Here is a 21,862-nt window from a genome sequence, read left to right as displayed (position 1 = left end):
CTCCGGCACCGATGCCGCACCGCAGACCTACACGAGGAAAGGGTGGCCGTCATGCGCTACCGGCTCACGTTCGTCGTCGGACTCGCCCTGGGTTACGTGCTCGGCACGAAGGCCGGGCGGGAGCGCTACGAACAGCTGAAGAAGTCCGCGCGGCAGGTCGCGCAGAACCCCGCCGTGCGCAACACGGCGGAGTCGGCGGCCCAACAGGGCCGCCAGTTCGCGGGCAAGGCGTACCACGCGGTCAGCGACAAGGTCGGGGACCGGGTGCCCGAGTCGGTCGCGGGCCGGGTCCGTTCCCTGCGGGACCGGACCGCGCACAGTGACGGGTCGGACGACTGGGGCACCAGTCATCCCTAGGGCCTCCCGCAGGGCCTCCCGTTCGGATCAGGCCGGGCCCGCGGGCCCTGGCCGACCGAAAGACCCCGGTGCGTGCCGAGCAGACGCGGTCACCCCCCGCGGTGCGGCAGAATTTTGCGCATGGGGATAGTCGCCGGGTTGGACAGTTCGCCCGATTTCACTCGCATCGTCGTCTGCGACGCGGACACAGGGGCCGTGCTCAGGCAGGGCTACGCACCGCACCCGGTGGAGGGTCCCGACGGTGCCGGCCGTCCCTCCGACGTCGATCCGCAGGCCTGGCTGCTCTCCCTCGGGGAGGCGGCCGGCGGCGGACTGCTCGAGGGCGTGCAGGCGATCGGCGTGTCCGCGCAGCAGAACGCGGTCGTGCCGCTCGACGCGCAGGGCGGCACCGTGCGTCCGGCGATGGTCGGCGGCGACAAGCGCGCGCAGGTCGCGGCGGCCGATCTGATCGACGCGCTCGGCGGCCGGGAGGCGTGGGCGCAGGCGGTCGGCTGTGTGCCGCAGGCCGCGCAGCCGGTGACCAAACTGCGCTGGCTGGCGAAGAACGAGCCGGACGCCGCGCTGCGCACCGCCGTGCTGCTCCAGGCGCACGACTGGCTCGTGTGGCAGCTCCTCGGGCGGCCGGTGCGCCGCACCACCGACCGCGGCGGCGCCTCCGGGACCGGGTACTGGTCGGCGGCCATCGGCGGCTACCGGCCCGAGCTGGTGGAGCTGGCGCTCGGTCACCAGGCCATGCTGCCCGAGGTGATCGGCCCCTCCGACGCGGCGGGCACCACCCCGGAGGGCCTGCTGATCTCGGCCGGCACCGGCGAGACCATGGCCGCCGCGTTCGGGCTGGGCATCGGCCTCGGGGACGCGGTGGTGTCGCTGGGCGCCTCCGGGTCCGTGATGGCCGTGCACCCCGCGGCCCTCGTCGACAAGAGCGGCATGATCACCTCGTTGGCGGACGCGACCGGCATGCACCTGCCGGTCGTCACCACCCTGAACGCCGTACGGACCCTGCGCGGGGCCGCCGAGCTGCTCGGCGTGGCCGATCTGGAGACGCTGTCCGATCTGGCGGTGAAGTCGACCCCGGGGTCGCACGGACTGGTGCTGCTGCCCTACCTGGAGGGTGAGCGGACGCCGAGTCTGCCGCACGCGGCGGGCACCCTGACGGGTCTGCGGCGCGAGTCGATGAAGCCGGAGCACTTCGCGCGGGCGGCGTTCGAGGGCATGCTGTGCGGGCTCGCGGACGCGTTGGACGTGCTGCGCGGCCGGGGCGTCGAGGTGCGGCGGGTGTTCCTGCTCGGTGCGGCGGCCGAACTGCCGGCCGTGCAGGCGGCGGCACCCGCGCTCTTCGGGGCGCAGGTCGTCGTACCGCAGCCCGCGGACTACGCGGCGCTCGGGGCGGCGCGGCAGGCGGCCTGGGCGCTCGGGGTGTCGCAGGGCACGCTCGATCCGCGCACTCCGCCGGCCTGGCCCGGTCCGGCGGCGCAGGTGCTGGACCCCGGTGAGGAACTGGCCGTGGGGCAGGCCGTGCGGCAGCAGTACGTGTCGGTGCGGGAGCAGACGCATCCCACCGCGTTCCGCTCGTAGGGCCCGTGGCACGATCTTGTCGATGCGCCTCGGCCGGGCGTGGCCGTCGGGGTGATCCGGCCGTTCGGAGAAGTGTGCGTACTCGGCCGTGGATCAGGACTGCGACTGCGCCCCCACCGTGGCAGCCACCCTCGGCGTCATGACCTGGATCTTCCGGGACGGCGACCTCTCCTCCCTTCCCGGCTTCACCGCGCAGCCGATGGAAACGACCACGACCGTGTCGACGTCCCGCATCGCCTTCGGCCTCTCGACGGACCACGAGGTCTTCGTCACCAGCAGGATCAAGGAACCCCACGATCAGGGACTGGAACAACTCCCCCAGCTCATCCGGCGCCGGCCGCTCGACGAGCCCTTCCACGAGAGGCGGCCTACCGAGCCGGATGAGCTGACTTCTGAGTCTCGGCGGACGGCTCCAACGGGTCGGGCGCGCCGGCCATGTGGCGCCGGCGGCTGCCCACGAGTGCGGCGAAGACCAGGATGAGGCAGGTACAGATCAGGAAGGTGGTCCGGTGGCCGAACCGCTCGACGAGCACACCGCTCCCCGCCTGGCCCGCCGCGTTCCCAGCCGCCACCAGGGTCGTCACCCAGCTGTACGCCTCGGTGATCCGGGACGTGGGCACCAGCCGGTCCAGCAGGATCGTCTGCGCGGTGAGCTGCGGGGCCAGCGTGGCTCCGCTGAGCACCAGGGCGACGGCGATGCCGGGCACACCGCCGGCCAGCGCGGGCAGCAGGAGCAGCCCGAAGGCGGCCGTCAGCAGGGGGAGCCGTACGGCCGGTGAGCGCGGCCAGGGGCGCCGGTTGTACACCAGGCCTCCGAGGACCGAGCTGACCGACCACGCGGCCAGGAGCAGTCCTGTGTAGCGGGAGGCGTCCAGCGCGTCGGCCGCCGCGGTCGTCGTCACCGTGACGAACCCGACGCCGACCCCGAAACCAAGGGCGGCCACCAGCAAAGGGGGCATGCCGGGAAGGCGCAGCACCGGTCGGCGGTCCACCACGTGGCGGTCCGGCGCCGTCGTCCCTTCCTCCGGCCGGCCGGGCGGGGGCGATGTGTCCTGGTGCGGCGCGTCGCTCCACGCTCGTACGACCGGTGCGGTCGCGAATCCCAGCGAGGCTCCCGCCACCAGGACCACCGTGCACACCAGGGAGGTGCCCGGCCACAGCAGGGTTGCCAGCGTCACGCTGAGGGCCGGTGCCAGCAGGTAGCACGCCTCCGTCGTCACCGTCTCGTAGCTGAACGCGGTCTCGCGCCGCGGGCCCGGCGGCAGCAGCCGCGGCCACATGGCGCGGGAGGCGACCGCCACCATGGGCTGGGTGGCGCTCTGCGCGAGCACCGCCGCGCCGAGCAGTGCCGTGTGGGTCATCGAGCCGTGCGGCCGGCTCACGACGAGTACCAGCAGGGCGCTCACCGCGCAGTGGGCGCCGCTCAGCGCGAGCAGCGGACGCCGGGGACCAAAGCGGTCGATGAGCCGGCCCTGCACCGGCCCGGTCAGCGCGGTGCCGGCCAGGCTCAGCGCCATCATCGCCCCGGCGAACGCGAACGATCCGGTCACCGCCTGGACGTAGGTGAGCAGCGCCAGGTTGGATCCGGCGAATCCGAACCGGCCCACGAGTGACCACACCGCCGGACGCGGTGCCCCGGGCGTCGTCAGCACAGCGAGGTAACCGGCGGGTTGTCCGGGGGAGGTGTCCGCCGGCCTGTCCTTCGTCATGTCATCCGCTCTCGTCGGTGCGGCGTCTGCCGAGCGGATGCCGGTGCAGCAGTGCGAGGGCCGCCAGCGACGGCGCGTCCACGAACCGGCCGCCCGCCACCATCCGGTCCAGTGTCCCGGCGTCCACCCAGCGTTGGGCCATGTCGGCCTCGGTCGTCTCCCGGCTCGGTGCGTGGCGGGTCAGGTCCTCGGCGAGGAAGACCTGACAGCCCTGTGAGGAGTAGCCGTGGGCCACGTGCAGCCGCCCCAGCCAGGTGAGGGTGCCGGCCACCAGCCCGGTCTCCTCGCGCAGTTCGGCGCGGGCCAGTGCCAGCGCGTCCGCCGAGGGGCCCTCGTCGGCTGCGCCGTCGCGCGGTGGCGCGTCCGTCGTGGTCGGAGTCGTCTCCCCCGGCCATGAGCCCTGGGGGAATTCCCAGAACCGGCCGCCCACCGGATAGCGGTACTGCTCCACCAGGTGGAAGCCGTCCCGCTCGCGTGGCACGATCAGCGCGAAGTCCGGCTTGTCCACGACCCCGTAGAGACCGTCCGAGCCGTCGGGGTGACGCAGCACGTCCTCACGGACCGTCATCCACGCGTTGCGGTAGGCCACCCGCGACTTCAGGCGCTCGGGCGCACCGGCGGGGCGGCGGGCGGCGGGGCGGTGGGGTTCACGGGGGTCCGTCCAGGGGTCCGTCATCGCCGTATCGACCTCGTCTCGCCCGGAAAGATGGATTTCACAGTGAATTCACCGTTGTAAATGAATAATGCGGCCCGCGCGGTGAACCTCGCAGGGGTGATTCCTGAACGATTCCCCGTCAGAAAGTTCTGGCCGCCCCCACCCGAGAGCGGGGCGAGTGGATACCGAAGGGGGCAGTGAGCCCCTGCGGGACGGTTCTGCGAAATGTTTCGCTCCTCTGTGCACGTCCGACGTCTTCCGACTCGGCGCATGTCTCCGCCACCGCGCCGGCCGCGGTTGCGCCCCTGAAGAGGGGGACGATCTCCGACTGCCGACCGGACGGGACGCGGGCATGCCGTTCGAACCGCCGAGTCGGGGCGGTCACCACGGAAGGGGTGCGGACGGTTCGACGCGTTCGACGGGCTCCCTTGCCCCTGAGTCCGCCCCACCAGCAGTCAAAGCCATTCTCACGACCCTGCGCAACGCTTCCGGGGATGAGTGGCTGAAATATGCCAGGCGAATTTGTTCGACCTGTCGAACCATCACAAACGAGCATGGTGGCCCTCGTTCGAGGAATGAACGATACGGGGATTTCATATCGGCCAAACCTCCGTAGGCGCTCCGTCCTGCACCTTTACCAGGGCGACCCGGAGAAGGATGTGGTCACACCGTTGGTTCAACCTTCACCACCCGGAGAGGGCTGGCTGAAATACGACGGTTCCGTTCTTGACTATTGACTGCGGCATTGTCTTGAATGAATTGACGCGAAGATCCATCAGCGATCCCGTCACCCATGGAATTCACTTCTGCGAACAGCGCAAGGACTGTAACCGGCAGGACCGTCGCGGTACGGAACCGACGATTCGGATCGGAATCCGCGTCACAGGGTTTCACCGAACTTCCCGGTGGGCCGACGACGATCGTCACAAGACACCGCAGGCCGGCGTTTCCCGAAAGAGGCAAAGTGGTGAGGTTCCTGCTGATCGTCAGCACCCGTCCGGCACCGGGGCGGGAGGCTGAGTATCACCGCTGGTACGACGACTTCCACCTCGACGAGGTCCTGCGGGTGCCCGGATTCGTCACCGCCGAACGGTGCGCCCCGCTGGCCGGCCCGGACGCGGAGTCCGCCGACGACGGGACTCATCTCGCCCTGTTCACCGTCGAGTCGGACGACATCGCCGTGACCGTTGCCGCGTTCCGCGAGGCCCAGCGGTCCATGGCACAGCCCCCCTGCCTGGACCCCGACAGCATCTCGCTCACCTGGTGGCGCCTGCTCGGCAGCCGCACGGCAGCCGCCACGGCCCCGCCCGGCGTGTAGCGTCCCACCCCCACTCCGCCCGACATTCACGAGGTGCCAGGACCGCCGTTCACCGTGGAACGGTGCGTGTCGTGACCGTTTCCTCGGCACTCCCCAGTCGGCACCGAGGTGCCCTGACGCAGACAAGAGGCGTACCGACATGACGCTCCCGTCCGATTCCGCGTTACAGGCCGTACTGCCGGACCCCGGGCCCTCGGCCCTGGCCACCCCGCACAGGTGGCGGGTGAGCACGAGCAAGGAAGTCGCCTACGAGGTGCTCCTCAGCCCCGGGCTCCTCGATCCGGACAATCCGGCGCTGGCCGAGGCGGGCATCCCCGAAGCGGCCCGGCCCGGACGCCGGCTCGTCGTCGTCGACAGCACCGTGTACGGCCTGTACGGGCCGCGCATCCACGCGTACTTCCAGAACCAGCGCGTCGAGTACGGTCTGTGCGTCATCGACGCCCACGAAGGCGTCAAGAGCATGGAGACCGTCTTCGAGATCGTCTCCTCGATGGACTCCTTCGGCGTCTCCCGGCGCCGCGAGCCCGTCATCGCCATCGGCGGCGGCGTCCTGACCGACCTGGTCGGCCTCGCCGCCAGCCTGTACCGCCGTTCCACCCCCTACATCCGGGTCCCCACCACCTTGATATGCATGGTGGACGCGGCCATCGGCGCGAAGACCGGAGTGAACTTCCGCGAGCACAAGAACCGCCTGGGCACCTACCACCCCTCCGCCGTCACCCTCATCGACCGCGAGTTCCTGGGCACCCTCAGCGCCCGCCACGTGCGCAACGGCCTCGCCGAGATCCTCAAGATGGCCATGGTCAAGGACGCCGAGCTGTTCGAGCACCTCGCCGCTCACGGCTCCCGCCTGGTCCGCGACCGGATGCGGGCCGACACCGGGACGGACGGCGACCGGGTCGCCACCGAGGTCATGCGGCTGGCCATCGACGGCATGCTGGAGGAACTCGCGCCCAACCTCTGGGAACACGACCTGCAGCGCCTGGTCGACTTCGGCCACTCCTTCTCCCCCGCCGTCGAGATGAGAGCACTGCCGGAACTGCTGCACGGCGAGGCGGTCTGCATCGACATGGCGCTCAGCTCCGTCCTCGCCCACCGGCGAGGCCTGCTCGACGAGACCGGGCTGCGCCGCGTCCTCGACGTCATGGCCGACCTCGGCCTGCCGACCTGGCACCCGGTGTGCACCACCGAACTCATCACCCACGGCCTCGACGACACGGTGCGCCACCGCGACGGCAAGCAGCTGCTGCCGCTGCCCGACGGCATCGGGAACGTCCGCTTCGTCAACGACGTCACCCACGACGAACTCGACGCCGCCGTCAAAGCGCTGCGCGACATCGGCGGCCACACGGTGCGGGCGCCCCTCTCCGCCGGCCGGGAGGTCTGAGTGGACGGCGTACGCGCGGTACTGCTGGCCGGTGGCGAGGGCCGCCGGATGGGTCCCCTGGGACACGGCCGGCTCAAGCCCCTGGTGCCGTTCGGCGGCACCAGCCGGCTCATCGACTTCAGCCTCGCCAACACCCGTGCCTCCGGCTTCCACGAGGTGCTGCTGCTGTCGCAGTACGAGGAACGGCAGCTCATGGACGACCTGCACACCGTGTGGAACCGCACCACCGAGGGCTTCCGGGTGCACTTCGGACCGTACGACGCCGCATACCGCGAAGCCACCGGGCCGCTTCCGCACGCCCTGCCGGAACGGACCTGGCCGGGTGAACGCGGCACCGCCGACGCCCTGATCCGCAAGGCGCCCCACGTCTTCGGCCCGGACACCTCCGAAGTGATGGTCCTGCACGCCGACCACGTCTACCGCTTCGACTACGGTGACATGATCCGCCGGCACCGCGCCGACGGCGCGGCACTGACCGTCTCCTACCAGCGCATCGAACGACGCTGGGTGCACCTGTTCGGCATGGTGGGCTTCGACGGGGCCGGCAACCTCACCGAGTTCGTGGAAAAGCCCCAGCACCCCACCAGCGACCTGGTGTTCGCCGCGTTCTGCGTCTTCGACGCACCCACCCTGCACCGCTACCTCGAACGCCTCGACGGCACCGACTGGCAGCACGACATCAGCCGGGACGTCATCCCCGCCATGCTGGCCGCCGGCGAACGCATCCGCGGTTACGAGGTCACCGGCTACTGGGAGGACATCGGAACCGTCGAGCGCTACCACCGCGCCCACCTCGGTCTGCTCGCCGACCCGCCCACCCTCACCCTGGCCGACCTGCCGAAGACCGTCCGCCCCGACGTCCCCCGGCGGTACGTCGGCCACGGGGAAGGCGTGCGCGCCAGCATCGTGGCCGACGACCTGGTCAACGAGGGGCACGTCGAACAGTGCGTGGTCTATCCCGGCGTACGCGTCGAACCCGGTGCCCGGGTCCGCGACTGCGTCCTGCTGCCGGGCACCCGCGTCCCGGCGGGCACCGACCTCGCCACCGCCATCGTGCTGGAGAACGGCACCGTGCAGCACTGCGAACCCGCCCCGGCCCTCGGAGGTGTCAGCCGGTGACCACCGCACCCCCGGCCACGGTCGGTCCCCGCGAGTACGTCGTCGCCGACCTCGGCGGCACCACCCTGCGCCTGGGCCGCACCACCGACGGCGCTCTGGACGCCGCGTCCGTGCGCCGCATACCCACCGAAGGCATCGACCGCCACCGCGCGCTGCCGCCCCAGGCCCTGCAGGACCGGGTCGTCGACCAGCTCGCCGGTGAACTGGAGCAGTACCTGCGCTCCCCGCACGGAGCCCGCGCGGACGCCGTCGGCGTCTCCTTCGCCGGGCCCCTGACCAAGGACGGCACGGTCCTCGCCGGTCCCACCCTGTGGGGCGGCGCGGCCGCACCGCTGCCCATCCGCGACATCCTCGCGCGGCGGCTGCCCGTCCCCGTCGTCGTCGCCAACGACATCACCGCCGCGGCCTGGCGCTACGCCGCCACCGAAACCGATCCCTTCTGCCTCATCACCGTCAGCTCCGGCATCGGGCACAAGGTGTTCCGGCACGGCGAGGTGCTCGTCGACGACGCCGGACACGGCGGAGAGATCGGCCACTGGCGCGTCGATCCCCGCGAGGACGCCGTGCCCTGCGAATGCGGCGGACGCGGCCACCTCGGCGGCATCGCCTCGGGCCGCGGCGTTCTGCTGGCCGCCCGCCGCGCCGCCGCCGACGACCCGCGCGGCTTCGCCGCCTCCGCGCTCGCCGTGCCCGCGGCCCACCACCCGAGCGGCATCACCAATGAGGCCCTCGCCCGGGCCGTCCGCGCCGGGGACCCCTTCGCCACCGAGGTGCTCAGCGCCTGCCTGCTGCCCCTGGCCCAGGCCGTGAACTGCGTCTTCACCGCGATCGGTATCCGCCGGTACCTCTTCATCGGCGGGTTCGCCACGGCCGTCGGCCCTCACTTCATCCGCCTGCTGGGCGACCAGCTCACCCGCCTGGGCTGCTTCGGGATCGACGAACCGCAGATCCGCGACATGCTCGCCCTGGGCGCGGCCGACGACGACCACTGCCTGATCGGCATGGCCAGGATGATCGCCCACACCCTGCCCGCGACCGCGGGCACCGGAGGTGACCGGTGAAGGCCCTGATCGTCGGCAGCGGCTTCGTCGGCCGTGCCATCGCCCGCGACCTCCTCCTCCACGGCCACGAGGCCGTGCTCGCCTCCCGCACCCCGCCCTTCGACGACGGCGCCCCCACCACACCCCCCTGGGTCGCCCTGGACGTCGTCGTGCCCGGCGCGTTCGACGCCGTCCTGGAGCGCACCGGCGCCGACAGCGTCGTCCTCGTGCACGGCCCCTCCGACGTCACGTGGTGCGAGAGCCACCCGCAGGAGGCGATGGCGGGCCACGCCGGCGCGGCCCGCCTGGTCGCCCGGGCGGCCGACGAACGCCGGGTGGTCCTCGTCTCCACCGACAACGTCTTCGACGGCACCGCCGTCACCTCGACCGAGTCCGACCCCACCAACCCCGCCAACGCCTACGGACGCGCCAAGCTCGCGGCCGAGGACATCCTGTCCGCGCTCCCCGGTGCCGTCCTGCTGCGGGTCAGCCTGATCTACGGCTGGGAAGCCGCCGACACTCCCAAGTGGCTGAACTTCTTCGCCGCCTGCGTCCACCGGCTGCGGGCCGGCGAGACGGTACGCGCCCCCCACGACCAGTGGACCACTCCCATCCTGGTCGACGACGTCGCCGAGGCCACCCGCGCCCTGCTCGCCGCCCCGGCCGTACCCCGGCTGCTGCACCTGGCCGGCCCGGACCGCGTCTCCCGCGCCGACTGGGCCGCCGACATCGCCGCCGGTCTCGGCCTGCCCGCCGCACGGGTCGTCCCCGAGGCCCGCGCCGACGGCCGCTACGCCCACCGGCCACCGTCCACCTGCCTGTCCAGCGAGCTGCTCGCCACCCACCCCGCGACCTCGGCACTGAGCCCGCGCCCGGTCCACGAGGCCACCCGGCTCCTGCTCACCCGTCATGTCCTCCCGCAGCAGAGGAGCACCGCGTGAGCGCGGACACGGCAGCGCACGTCACCGGTCCGGTGGCCGGTGTGCCCACCGCCCGCCGGATCGACCACTTCGCCCTCACCGTGCCCGACCTGGACGCCGCCGTCGGCTACACGGTCGACGTGCTCGGCGGCGAACTCGTCTACCGGCTGCCCCCGCTCGCGCACGACGACGACTGGATGCGCGAGCACCTCGACGTGCATCCCCGGGCGGCCGCCGAGATAGCCCTGGTGCGCCTGGGCCCCACCACCAACCTGGAACTCTTCCGGTACACGGCGCCCGACCACGTCGCCCGGCCGCCCCGTCCGCACGACCCGGGCGCCCCGCACTTCGGCCTGTACGCCGACGACGTCGACGCGGCGCTGGCGGCACTGCGCGCCCGCGGCCACGGCCACGCCCTCGGTCCGGTCCGCACCGCGGACGTGCCCGGCCCGTCGGCCGGTGCGCGCTGGGTCCGGGTGCGCACTCCCCTGGGCGTCCCCCTCGAACTGCGGTCGACACCGCCCCACGCACCCGGCGCCGCCCGCCGTCACACCCACGCCGGGCCCTGGACCAACCGCGACGACGGCACCGCCGCGCCCCGGGCCCTGCCCACGGTCCGGGGGGTGGACCACCTCACCTACGGGGTGGCCGACCTGGACGCCGCCGAGGACTTCTTCGTCCGGGTGCTGGGCGCCGAGCCCCTCGGCCGTACCGCGTACGACCTGACCGACCCCTCTCTCGCCGCCGCCCTCGGCGTCCCGGCCGGCGGCGTCCTGCACCGGTCGGCGCTGCGGGCAGGACCCACCGACAACATCGAACTCGACTGCTACCAGGGCCTGCCCGGTGCCCGTGCCCGCCGCCCGCGCAACAGCGACGTCGGCGGCAGCCACCTGGCGCTGTACGTCGACGACGTCGACGCCGCCGCCGCGTACCTGGCCGCGCACCCCGGCTGCGAGGTGCTCGGGGGTCCCGAGACCATCGACGAGGGTCCGCTCGCCGGCGACCGCTGGGTGTACGTCCGCACCGCCGTCGGACTGTACGTCGAGGTGGTCCGCATGCCCGACGGTGAACTCCCCTACGAGCGCGGCACCGCGGCGCGCCGTCGTGCCGCCCACGGTCTTCGGTGGCGGGACCGGTGACAGCGCCCACGTCCCGCCGCGGCACCGACGGCGGACCACCAACGGAAAGGACGCCCGTGGACACCCTGACCCCGACCGACCCGGAGACGCTGGCCGCGTCCGTCGTCACCACGCTCGCCGTGGACGCCGACCCCCAGGCCCGGGAGGCCAGCGTCTTCTACTGGGAACGCGGCCTGGAGCGCCGCAGGGCCGTGGTGGAGGCCGCCGGGCGGACCGGGGACGAGGCCGTCGGCCGTCTCGCCGCCGAGCTGCGGGAGCGGCCCGCGGACCCCGGTGTGCACCACGCGCTGGCCCGGCATCTGGTCAAGGCCGCGGAGCAGGGCCCCTCCCCCGCCCTGACCGCACTCTTCGAACGGGCCTGGCAGGCCGAGGCCAATTCCCGCCTCGGCTACCACCTGGGCCGCGACTACACCGCGACCGGTCAGGACCCGCGCACCCCCGAGGACCTCGGCGCCCGCGCCCCCGGCCCCCGGCTCGGCGCCGACGACACCCCCGAGGTGCTGGTGGTGATCCCCTTCCGCGACCGCGGTCCCGGGCTGCGCCTGCGCAATCTGCTGGCCTGTCTGCAGGCCCTGCGCGACCAGTCCGCGCCCCGCGGCTTCTACCGGGTCGTGGTCGTGGAGACGGACGAGACCCCCCGCTGGCGCGACGCGGTGCTGCCGTACACCGACGACTACCTCTTCGCGTACAAGCCGGGCACCTTCAACAAGTCCTGGGCGGTCAACGTGGGCGTCGTCAACGCCCCCGGCCGCGCCGAGGTCGTGTGCATCCTGGACGCCGACGCCCTCGCGGACCGCGACTTCGTCGCCCGCAACGCCGCCCGTTTCCAGCGGCCCGGGGTGATGGGCCATCTCAGCTACCGCGACATGTGGTGCCTGGACGAGACGTCGACCTCCCGGGCCATCGACCAGCGGTTGTGGCAGGGCCACGACCAGTGCGACGCCGAAGGACTGCGCGCCTTCGTCCTGCGCCGGCCTCCGGGCTGCTGCGTCTGGGTACGCACCAGCGCCTTCCACCGCATCGGTGGCATGGACGAACGCTTCGAGGGCTGGGGCGGCGAGGACAACGACTTCGCCTACCGCATGGACATCCACTCCGCGTTCGACCACTACCACGACCCGCTGCTGCACATGTACCACCCGTCCTCCGCGGTGCTGCGCGAGGACGGCGAACTGGTCAACGCCCACATCCCCGCACTGAGCTGGAGTCCTTCGGACACACCGATCGGCGACGCCGGGCGCTTCCTGCGGCAGCCGGCCGGCGCGCCGGCCGACTGAGCCCGCCCCCAGCCGCGGCCCCGTCGACTTCCCTCCCGTGAGAAAGGCAGACAGCCATGTCACGTCACGTTCCCGTCCTGGACCTCGCCGAATGGGCGACGGCCGGTGCGGACCGGCGCGCGGCGACAGCCGCCGAACTCGACGCCTCCCTGCGCCGGACCGGCCTGTTCCTGCTGCGCGGGCACGGTGTGCCGGCGGAGCTGACCGAGCGGATGCGTACCGAGGGCCGCGCGTTCTTCGGCCTGCCCCCCGAGACCAAGCAGCGGTACTCCGTCGCCCGCCCCTACGACAACGGCTGGCGCGGCCTGGGCGCACTCGACGTGGGCGCCGTGGACGGCATGTCCGGGAGCCCCGACCTGCACGAGGCGTACCACGTGGGACCGGACCACCGCACCGGCGACGCCGCCTTCGACGAGACCTACTACCCGGACAACAAGTGGCCCGCGGAGCGGCCCGCCCTGCAGAGCACCGCGCTGGAGTACACCGGGCACATGACCCGGGTCGCCCACGAGGTGCTGGAGGTCCTCGCCACCGTCCTCGGCCTGCCCGGGGACTTCTTCACCGCCAGGTCGCGGCGCGCCACCTGGACCCAGAACGTCAACTGGTACCCGTCCCTGCGCACCGTCGGCGGTGTGCGGGAGGGACAGATGCGGGTCGGACCGCACACCGACTTCGGCACCCTGAGCCTGCTCGACCGCCAGCAGGGCGTCGGTGGTCTGGAGGTGTGGAACGAGGAGGAGGGCTGGTTCAAGCCGCCCTTCGAGGAGGGCACCCTGGTGGTCAACCTCGGCGACCTGATGAACCTGTGGACGGACGGCCGCTGGCGTTCGCTGCGGCACCGTGTCCTCGCCCCGAGCGACACCGCTCCGGACGAGGAACTGGTCTCGCTGGTCTGCTTCTTCGAGACCGACCCCGACACCGAAGTGGTTCCGCTGGCCGCCCCGGTCGGCGGCGGCCAGGGCATGAGCCCCGTGGTGGCCGGCCCGTACATCCTGGAGAAGGTGGGCGTCACCGTCACCCTCGGATGAGGTGTGGGGTGCGTGTGGGGGTGCGTCCTCGGACGAGGTGTGGGGGTGGCGCGGGCCGGTCGGCCCGAGCCACCCCCACACCTGTCACGCGGCGTCCGCCACGGCCAGCTCCGACCACCTGGTACGTCCGTCCGCGCCGGTCACCAGGACGACCAGGACGCCGTCCGCGGGCACGGGGACCCGGCCGGCGAAGCCGTCGCCGTCCGGCTCCAGCGCGACCACGTCCGCGTCCGGATCGGGCGGCACGACCTCCACCCGCCGGGCGTCCCGCCCCGACCAGCGCACCCGCACCGTGTCGCTCTCGCGGACGGCCCGGCCGTCACCGGCCTCGAACGGCTCCGCACCGGCCTGCGGCGTCCCGCGCGTCGCCGGCGCCGCGTCGGCCGGCCGGGTGCCGGCCAGGACCGCCTCGAACACGGCCAGGAAACGCAGCGCCGCCGCCCGCCAGGTGAAGCCGCGGGCCACCTCCACCGCGCGGGCACGCAGAGCCGCCATCCGCTCCGGCTCCTCGTGCCACACGCGCAGCATCCGCTCCAGGCCGGCCCGGACCGCCTCGGTCAGCAGCGGGTCGTCCACCCGGAACGAACGTGGCAGAGCCAGCCCGGTGGCACCCGGTGTGTCCAGGTCGGCGGCGTGCCGGAAGTGGCGCATGCCGCGCTGGGCGGTGGCCACCGGGACCGACCCGCTGGCCATCGCCTCGCCCATCGCCATCAGGAAGGTGTCCATCTCGAACTTGGACGGGAACACGCAGAAATCGCTGGAGACCGCCCAGTCCTTGATGGCGGCGTTGCTCATCGGGCCGGTGTCGACGCGCACCAGGTCCGCGTGGTCACGGGCGAGGGCGTCCAGGTCCTCGTCGTCCGGCGGCTGCGGCGCCAGGCAGTGCAGCAGCACGTTGCACCGCCGGCCTTCGTCCAGCAGCGCCCGGACGCCCCGGAACAGTTCCTTCTGCCCCTTGTGCTGCACCGAGTACCGGGCGTTGTGGAACAGGGTGGGCAGGGCCGGGTCCAGCCCGAGCGCGGTCAGCGTCCGTTTGCGGACCTCCTCGTCGCGCCGCACGTGCAGCCACTCGTCGCCGATCGCGCAGCCGCCGATCACCAGCAGGTCCTCGTGGGCGCGCAGTTCACGGCGGACCGCCAGCCGCTGGAACAGTTCCTCGAAGGGCGTCTCCGCCTGGGTCAGGGCATGGTCGAGCTGACCTTCGGAGAGGAAGTCCATGGCGGCCACGGACCGCACCACCAGACCCAGCATGGTGATGTAGTCGTGCCCGGGGCGCTCCGGACAGTCCTGGTAGAGCAGGGTGCGCGGCAGGAACGCCCGCATGGCCCGCTCCAGACGCGAGTCCAGCGGCGGGTCCGCCAGTCCGTCCGCGACCGACGGGTCCGCGCCCATGTGCTCCAGCACGGCGCGCACCTGGGGCCCGTACACCTTGGTGTTCACGGCCATGTTGGTCTGCACGGTGGAGACCACGTGGAAGCCGTGCCCGGCCAGCAGACCGGGCAGCAGGTAGTGGTGGAACGGTTCGTGCAGGTGCACCACCGTGCCGCCGGGGACCCGCTCGCGCACGTACCGGGCCGCCATCACCTGGAACACCAACGGCTTGAGGAAGTCGAGGCTGCGTCCCTCCAGTTCGCCCGGAGGGTAGAAGCTGTCGGGGAAGGCGTCCAGCACCCCGCCGCTCAGCATCACGATGTCGATGCCGTCCACCGTGACGCGGTGGGCGCGGGCGGTGACGTCCAGAGTGGTCGTCTGCGGGAGATCCGGCCAGTGGACGGGATCGAGTCGGACCGGTATCCGTTCCCGGGCGCTCCAGTCCAAGGGGGTGACCTCGTACCGTTCGGCGACGAGGGGCAGCAGCCCGTGGGCGGCGGTCACCGCCCCCACCTCGTGCCCGGCCGCCTTGAACTGCCGTGCCAGGTTCCACAGGTAGACGGAGGTGCCGGCCTTGACGAGGTGGTCGTCGAACCCGCTGAACTCGAAGTGACACTCGATGATGCGCAATGATCGTCCCTGTTCGTCGAATACGCGGCGGCGCGGCCGGCGCACGGGTGGGGCCGGGGACACGCGTGTGGACCCGGCCCCGCCCGTACGCCGGCGGGGGTGGAGGGGGAGGTGACGGGCGGATCGGAGCGACGCTGCCACGGAGCGCCGGAGGGTGAACGGACCTGCTCAGCCGTTCGCGGTGTCGCCGGAACGGGAGGGGGCGGCAGGGCGGTCGGCTGCTTCGGCTGCTTCGGCTGCTTCGGCGGAGGGGAGCGTCTCCTGTCCCCGGCCGTCGCGGGGGCGCACCGCGGAGGCGCCCAGGGCCACGCACAGCACCAGCAGCGCGGGCACGCCCAGGGCCGTGGGCAGCCCGGTCATGGTGCTCACCGCGCCGACCACGATGGGTCCGATCAGGAACCCGGTGTAGCCGAGGCTGACCACCAGGGACAGCGCCGCCCCGGCCCGTGCCGGGTCGCGCTGACCGGCCGCCGAGTACACCTGCGGGGCGATGCACGCCATGCCCGCGCCCAGGCAGGCGAAACCGACGACTCCGGCCACCGGGTGCCCGACCAGCAGGGAAGCGATCATGCCGACGGAGGCCACCACACCGCTGACGCGCACCAGCCGCACCGGTCCGAACCGGGCCGCCAGCCGGTCGCCGAGCAGTCGGCCCACCGTCATCGCCACGGAGAACGCGGCGAACGCGGTGGCCGCCGCGGCGTCCGAACTGCCGAGGCTCTCGTGCATGTACACCGCGCTCCAGTCGGCCGCGGTGCCCTCGCCGACCAGCGCGCACATGGCGAGCACACCGAGGAAGACCAGGTCGAAGGAGACCACGGAGCCCTTGGCGGGCGCGGGGCTGTCCGCGGTGACCTCGGCGGGCCGCGCGGGCGGGGTCCCGGGCAGGGCCCACAACGCGGCCCACCCGGCGAGTACGAGCACGCCCGCGCCGACGGTGACGAAGGTGGCGCCGGGGCCCACCCCCTGACGGGCGAGGAATCCGCCGACCGCGGCGCCGAGGAAGCCACCGATGCTGTAGACGGCGTGGAACGACGACATGACGGGCCGTCCCCAGGCTTTCTCCACCCGGATGGCGTCGGCGTTCATGGCGATGTTGAGGGTGCCGTGGGTCAGGCCGAACAGGAACAGTGCGACGACCAGGGCGGCCAGGGAGTCGACGTAGGCGGGCGGAACGAGCAGGACGCCCTCCAGCACCGCGGTCGGCACCATCACCCGGGTGCTGCCGAACCGGTCCGCGAGCCGGCCCAGGACCAGCATCCCGACGATCGCTCCCGCCGCGAACGCCAGCAGCGCCACGCTCAGCAGGCCGTCGCTGAGATCGAGATGGCCTTTCACACTGGGGATGCGGCTGGTCCACGCCCCCAGCGCCGTACCGAACAGCAGGAACAGCAGAGAGGTCGCGGTACGGCCCCGCAGCAGTGTGCGACGGTCGTGCGGTTGGGTGTTCACGCCCTGCCTCTCTCTCGGCGGACCGCCGGTGGTCCGTTCCTGGTGCCGGCGCCGGTGACCGGACCGTCCCGCCTTCGGGTCCCGCCGTCGCCGGGCGGACCGTCACGCGCCTTCGGCGACCACCGACGTACGGGAAGGACAGGGCAAGGGAATTCCGTCCACCCGAATGTCCCCCGCAGTCAACGACACCCCCCACATACTGTCAAGGATCATTCCGACCCTCATATCCGAGCCACCGAGAGCCCACAAGACATTGGTTCCGGCCATTCTTCAGAACTCTTTCTGCAGGTTTTTCCGGACCACTCATGGGAACGTACCCACCTCAAGGTCACACAGCGTGCAGTTCGATTCTCCCCGATGGGCGCGATGCCCTTTTGGCACCTTTGGCGAATACAAGGGAAGTCACCTCGCGCGGCCCACTGGATTGGCGAAATCCTTCGGGCGCCACTGCCGCCCACCGGCACTCCGCCCTACGCTCCGTTCCGACGATGCCCTTCTCGCGGCGGTCGAGAGGACTTCCCGGTCGCAGACCCCGCCGGTACGCCCGGAAGGCCTCGGCACACCGGCGCGTCAACCGGACAACGCATTCCTCGAGCGGCAGTGAACCCCCCGGAAGGACTCTCCCCTGCCGTCAGGGGCGACGGCGGGACGATCGTGGCGTTTCTCCGTGCATTCCTCGGTCCGCTTTCCCGCACATCCCCTCCGTGGGCCGTTCGCCGTACACGATCCCCGGTAAGCAAAAGATTTACGAAGATGTCACACACATGCTCCGGCATGAAGCGCCGACCTGTTTTCCCTTCTCCACGCCATCGGCAACGAGGGCTGCGGCCGTCGACGGGTCCGACCGCACTCGACACCGTTCTGGGGCGCGAGCGCTGACCTCCGGTCGTTGCCTCGGGTCCCGGGTGTCGCACCCGGCGGTGGTCCGGTGATGCCGTGAGCCCTTTGCGAACTGGCCATGGTGTTGGCGGGCGCGGGACACGGGGCGCGGGGCACGGGGCACGGATTTTCCCCGCAGGGCCGGTGCAGGGGCCGGGGCAGCCCCATAGCACAACGCTGTCGGCTTAATCGGTTGAGGTAACACCGGTGGAGTGCCGGACGATAGGGGCCAGGGGCAACCAGTGCCCCGCACCCCGCCGACTCCGAGAGACGTAGCGTGCTCATACGACTTCTGCGGACCTATCTCAGGCCCTACAAGAAACCCATCGTCCTGCTGGTGCTGCTCCAGTTCCTCCAGACCTGCGCCACGCTCTACCTGCCCACGCTCAACGCCGACATCATCGACGACGGCGTGGTCAACGGCGACACCGGTTACATCCTTTCCTACGGCGCCCTGATGATCGGCGTCTCGCTGGTGCAGGTGGTCTGCAACATCGGTGCCGTGTACTACGGCGCCAGGACGGCGTCGGCGCTCGGGCGGGACATGCGGGCCGCCGTCTTCGACCGGGTGCAGTCCTTCTCCGCCCGCGAACTCGGTCAGTTCGGCGCGCCCTCCCTGATCACCCGGACCACGAACGACGTCCAGCAGATCCAGATGCTGGTCCTGATGTCGTTCACGCTGATGGTGTCCGCGCCGATCATGTGCGCGGGCGGCATCGTCATGGCCCTCGGCCTGGACGTGCCGCTGTCGGCGATCCTGGTCGCCGTGGTGCCGCTGCTGGGCGTCTGCGTGACGCTGATCGTGCGGCGGCTGCGGCCGCTGTTCCGTGCCATGCAGACGCGGCTGGACACGGTGAACCGGGTGCTGCGCGAGCAGATCACCGGCAACCGCGTCATCCGCGCCTTCGTCCGCGACGACTACGAGGAGCAGCGTTTCCGCGAGGCCAACACCGACCTCACCGACATCTCGCTGAAGGCCGGCAACCTGCTCGCGCTGATGTTCCCGGTGGTCATGACCACGGTGAACCTGTCGTCGATCGCGGTGGTGTGGTTCGGCGCCCACCGGATCGACAGCGGCGGGATGCAGATCGGTGATCTGACCGCCTTCCTCGCCTACCTCCTGCAGATCGTCATGTCCGTGATGATGGCCACCTTCATGTTCATGATGGTGCCGCGCGCCGAGGTGTGCGCCGAGCGCGTGCAGGAGGTCCTGGACACCGAGTCCAGCGTCGTCCTGCCGAAGGCACCGGTGCGTGACCTGCGGCGCCACGGCCACCTGGAGATCCGGGGCGCCGGCTTCGGCTACCCGGGCGCCGAGGAGCCCGTGCTCAAGGGCGTCGACCTGGTGGCGCGGCCCGGGGAGACCACCGCCGTCATCGGCTCGACGGGCAGCGGCAAGTCCACGCTGCTCGGGCTGGTCCCCCGGCTGTTCGACGCCACCGACGGACAGGTCCTCGTCGACGGCGTCGAGGTCGCGGACCTGGACGCGGCGCTGCTCGCCAGGACGGTCGGGCTGGTGCCGCAGAAGCCGTACCTGTTCGCCGGCACGGTCGCGACCAACCTCAGGTACGGCAACCCGGACGCGACGGACGAGGAGTTGTGGCACGCGCTGGAGGTGGCCCAGGCCGCGACGTTCGTGCGCGAGCTGGAGGGCGGTCTGAACGCCCCCGTCGCGCAGGGCGGGACCAACGTGTCCGGCGGTCAGCGGCAGCGGCTCGCCATCGCCCGCACGCTCGTGCAGCGCCCGGAGATCTACCTCTTCGACGACTCCTTCTCCGCCCTCGACTACGCCACCGACGCGGCGCTGCGGGCGGCCCTCGGCCGGGAGACCGCCGAGGCGACCGTCGTCATCGTCGCCCAGCGGGTGGCCACCATCCGTGACGCCGACCGGATCGTCGTGCTGGACGGGGGCCGGGTCGTCGGCGAGGGCACCCACCGGGAACTGATGGCGGACAACGAGACCTACCGGGAGATCGTGCTCTCCCAGCTCACGGAAGCGGAGGCTGCCTGATGGCCGGGCCCATGGGGCGCATGATGACCGGGACGGGACCGGAGAGCCGCACGCTGGACTTCAAGGCGTCCGGCCGACGGCTGCTCGCCCACTTCAAGCCGGAGCGGCTCACCCTCTACGCGATGCTGTGCTGCGTCGTCCTGAGCGTGGGCCTCAGCGTGGTCGGGCCGAAGATCCTCGGCCGGGCCACCGACCTGGTCTTCGCCGGCATCGTCGGGCGGCAGATGCCGGCCGGGGCGTCGAAGGACGAGGTCCTCGACTCGATGCGCGAGCGCGGTGACGGCGATGTCGCCGACATGCTGCGCGGCACCGACTTCACCCCCGGCCAGGGCATCGACTTCGACGCCGTCGGCCGGGTGCTGCTGTTCGCGCTCGTGGTGTTCACGGTCGCCGGCCTGCTGATGGCGGTGGCGACCCGGCTGGTCAACCGGGCGGTCAACCGCACGGTGTACCGGATGCGCGAGGACGTGCAGACGAAGCTGTCGCGGCTTCCGCTGTCGTACTTCGACAAGCGGCAGCGCGGCGAGGTGCTGTCCCGGGCGACCAACGACATCGACAACGTCGGGCAGACGCTCCAGCAGTCGCTGGGCCAGCTCGTGAACTCGCTGCTCACCATCGTCGGCGTGCTGGCGATGATGTTCTGGGTGTCGTGGATCCTCGCCCTGGTCGCGCTGGTCACCGTGCCGCTGTCGGCGGTCGTCGCCGCGCGCGTGGGCAAGCGGTCGCAGCCGCACTTCGTGCAGCAGTGGCGCACCACGGGCAAGCTGAACGCGCACATCGAGGAGATGTACACCGGCCACACGCTGGTGAAGGTGTTCGGCCGGCAGGAGGAGTCGGCGCGGCAGTTCGCCGAGCAGAACGAGGCGCTGTACGAGGCCGGGTTCAAGGCGCAGTTCAACAGCGGGGTCATGCAGCCGCTGATGTTCTTCGTGTCGAACCTCAACTACGTGCTGGTGGCCGTGGTCGGCGGGCTGCGGGTCGCCACCGGCTCCCTGTCGATCGGTGACGTGCAGGCGTTCATCCAGTACTCGCGCCAGTTCTCGATGCCGCTGACGCAGGTCGCGTCGATGGCGAACCTGATCCAGTCGGGCGTCGCCTCGGCCGAGCGGATCTTCGAACTGCTGGACGCCGAGGAGCAGTCGGCCGATCCGGTGCCGGGCGTGCGGCCCGAGGAACTGCGCGGGCGGGTGGCGCTGGAGCACGTGTCCTTCCGCTACGACCCCGACAAGCCGCTGATCGAGGACCTCTCGCTGGTCGTCGACCCCGGCCACACGGTCGCCATCGTCGGCCCCACCGGCGCCGGCAAGACCACGTTGGTCAACCTCCTCATGCGGTTCTACGACGTCACCGGCGGGCGCATCACCCTCGACGGCGCCGACATCACGCGGATGTCGCGCGACGAACTGCGCGCCGGGATCGGCATGGTGCTCCAGGACACCTGGCTGTTCGGCGGCACCATCGCGGAGAACATCGCGTACGGCGCCTCGCGCGAGGTCACGCGCGGGGAGGTCGAGGAGGCGGCGCGGGCGGCCCACGCCGACCGGTTCATCCGCACGCTCCCCGACGGCTACGACACGGTGATCGACGGTGAGGGCAGCGGGGTGAGCGCCGGTGAGAAGCAGCTGATCACCATCGCCCGGGCGTTCCTGTCCGACCCGGTGATCCTGGTGCTCGACGAGGCGACGAGTTCCGTCGACACGCGTACCGAGGTGCTGATCCAGAAGGCGATGGCGAAGCTGGCGCACGGGCGGACGTCGTTCGTCATCGCGCACCGGCTGTCGACGATCCGGGACGCCGACACCATCCTGGTGATGGAGAACGGGGCGATCGTCGAGCAGGGCACGCACACGGATCTGCTGGCGGTGGACGGGGCGTACGCGCGGCTGTACAAGGCGCAGTTCGCCGAGGCGGTCGCGGAGGTGGACTGAGCCGTCCCCGGCTCCTCCGCCCCGTACCCGGACACCGGCCCCGGGCCCCGCTGCGGCCGCCACCGCG

At 71.8% G+C, this 21,862-nt stretch carries 17 protein-coding genes and 1 pseudogene; 13 read left to right on the top strand and 5 right to left on the bottom strand.

From position 1 onward, the window contains the following. Positions 1-51 precede the first annotated feature (51 nt). The 3 genes and pseudogenes from ACGFQC_RS02655 to ACGFQC_RS02645 form a co-directional block, all read left to right on the top strand. Entirely contained in the window at positions 52-357 is a 306-nt protein-coding gene (locus ACGFQC_RS02655; RefSeq protein WP_363088115.1) for a YtxH domain-containing protein, read from the top strand. Between the two features lie 120 nt (positions 358-477). Next, positions 478-1,932, top strand: a complete 1,455-nt coding sequence (locus ACGFQC_RS02650) for an FGGY family carbohydrate kinase (protein ID WP_363088116.1) — start codon at positions 478-480, stop codon at positions 1,930-1,932. A 115-nt stretch (positions 1,933-2,047) separates the two neighbouring features. Continuing rightward, positions 2,048-2,242 (top strand): annotated as a pseudogene (locus tag ACGFQC_RS02645) (hypothetical protein); the annotation flags it as partial. 58 nt (positions 2,243-2,300) lie between these two features. On the opposite strand, the gene ACGFQC_RS02640 reads toward ACGFQC_RS02645, so the two are convergent. The 3 genes from ACGFQC_RS02640 to ACGFQC_RS02630 form a co-directional block, all read right to left on the bottom strand. Next, positions 2,301-3,641, bottom strand: a complete 1,341-nt coding sequence (locus ACGFQC_RS02640; protein ID WP_363088118.1) for an MFS transporter — start codon at positions 3,639-3,641, stop codon at positions 2,301-2,303. A 1-nt stretch (position 3,642) separates the two neighbouring features. Beyond that, positions 3,643-4,317, bottom strand: coding sequence for an NUDIX hydrolase (locus ACGFQC_RS02635; RefSeq protein WP_363088119.1), 675 nt, complete (start codon positions 4,315-4,317; stop codon positions 3,643-3,645). 642 nt (positions 4,318-4,959) lie between these two features. Then, positions 4,960-5,223: a hypothetical protein gene (locus ACGFQC_RS02630; protein ID WP_393287597.1), complete on the bottom strand. Its 264-nt coding sequence runs from the start codon at positions 5,221-5,223 to the stop codon at positions 4,960-4,962. Between the two features lie 37 nt (positions 5,224-5,260). On the opposite strand from ACGFQC_RS02630, the gene ACGFQC_RS02625 reads away from it, so the two are divergent. From ACGFQC_RS02625 to ACGFQC_RS02590, 8 genes are all read left to right on the top strand, one after another. Beyond that, positions 5,261-5,614, top strand: coding sequence for a hypothetical protein (locus ACGFQC_RS02625; protein WP_363088120.1), 354 nt, complete (start codon positions 5,261-5,263; stop codon positions 5,612-5,614). Between the two features lie 223 nt (positions 5,615-5,837). Beyond that, the gene (locus ACGFQC_RS02620; RefSeq protein ID WP_363088121.1) at positions 5,838-7,001 is read left to right on the top strand and encodes a sedoheptulose 7-phosphate cyclase; all 1,164 of its coding nucleotides are present in this window, start codon (positions 5,838-5,840) and stop codon (positions 6,999-7,001) included. Continuing rightward, positions 7,002-8,120 (top strand): sugar phosphate nucleotidyltransferase, encoded by a 1,119-nt coding sequence (locus tag ACGFQC_RS02615; RefSeq protein WP_363088122.1) that lies wholly within the window; start codon positions 7,002-7,004, stop codon positions 8,118-8,120. Continuing rightward, positions 8,117-9,181 (top strand): ROK family protein, encoded by a 1,065-nt coding sequence (locus tag ACGFQC_RS02610; RefSeq protein ID WP_363088123.1) that lies wholly within the window; start codon positions 8,117-8,119, stop codon positions 9,179-9,181. The genes ACGFQC_RS02615 and ACGFQC_RS02610 overlap by 4 nt, the downstream gene beginning before the upstream one ends. Continuing rightward, a complete protein-coding gene (locus ACGFQC_RS02605; RefSeq protein ID WP_363088124.1) occupies positions 9,178-10,101 on the top strand; it encodes a sugar nucleotide-binding protein in 924 nt (307 codons plus the stop codon). Before ACGFQC_RS02610 ends, ACGFQC_RS02605 begins: the two co-directional genes overlap by 4 nt. Beyond that, the gene (locus ACGFQC_RS02600) at positions 10,098-11,219 is read left to right on the top strand and encodes a VOC family protein (protein WP_363088125.1); all 1,122 of its coding nucleotides are present in this window, start codon (positions 10,098-10,100) and stop codon (positions 11,217-11,219) included. The genes ACGFQC_RS02605 and ACGFQC_RS02600 overlap by 4 nt, the downstream gene beginning before the upstream one ends. 56 nt (positions 11,220-11,275) lie before the next feature. After that, complete coding sequence (locus tag ACGFQC_RS02595; protein WP_363088126.1) at positions 11,276-12,496, top strand: galactosyltransferase-related protein; 1,221 nt, start codon at positions 11,276-11,278, stop codon at positions 12,494-12,496. Between the two features lie 56 nt (positions 12,497-12,552). Then, the gene (locus ACGFQC_RS02590; protein ID WP_363088127.1) at positions 12,553-13,524 is read left to right on the top strand and encodes a 2-oxoglutarate and iron-dependent oxygenase domain-containing protein; all 972 of its coding nucleotides are present in this window, start codon (positions 12,553-12,555) and stop codon (positions 13,522-13,524) included. 84 nt (positions 13,525-13,608) lie between these two features. On the opposite strand, the gene ACGFQC_RS02585 is transcribed toward ACGFQC_RS02590, so the two are convergent. Both ACGFQC_RS02585 and ACGFQC_RS02580 read right to left on the bottom strand, forming a co-directional pair. Then, the gene (locus ACGFQC_RS02585) at positions 13,609-15,525 is read right to left on the bottom strand and encodes a glycosyltransferase (protein ID WP_363088128.1); all 1,917 of its coding nucleotides are present in this window, start codon (positions 15,523-15,525) and stop codon (positions 13,609-13,611) included. Between the two features lie 168 nt (positions 15,526-15,693). After that, positions 15,694-16,977, bottom strand: coding sequence for an MFS transporter (locus ACGFQC_RS02580; RefSeq protein WP_363088129.1), 1,284 nt, complete (start codon positions 16,975-16,977; stop codon positions 15,694-15,696). 1,156 nt (positions 16,978-18,133) lie between these two features. Here ACGFQC_RS02580 and ACGFQC_RS02575 point away from each other — a divergent pair. Together ACGFQC_RS02575 and ACGFQC_RS02570 are read left to right on the top strand one after the other, a co-directional pair. Further along, positions 18,134-19,867 carry an ABC transporter ATP-binding protein gene (locus ACGFQC_RS02575; protein ID WP_363088130.1) on the top strand — a complete coding sequence of 578 codons (1,734 nt, stop codon included), beginning with the start codon at positions 18,134-18,136 and terminating at the stop codon, positions 19,865-19,867. After that, positions 19,867-21,795, top strand: a complete 1,929-nt coding sequence (locus ACGFQC_RS02570) for an ABC transporter ATP-binding protein (RefSeq protein WP_363088131.1) — start codon at positions 19,867-19,869, stop codon at positions 21,793-21,795. Before ACGFQC_RS02575 ends, ACGFQC_RS02570 begins: the two co-directional genes overlap by 1 nt. The last annotated feature ends 67 nt before the right edge of the window (positions 21,796-21,862 follow it).

The sequence above is a fragment of the Streptomyces sp. NPDC048734 genome, from assembly GCF_043198675.1.
Taxonomy (GTDB): Bacteria; Actinomycetota; Actinomycetes; order Streptomycetales; family Streptomycetaceae; genus Streptomyces.
Note: the sequence above shows the minus strand (reverse complement) of the source record. Positions and strands in the feature narration are given on the sequence as shown.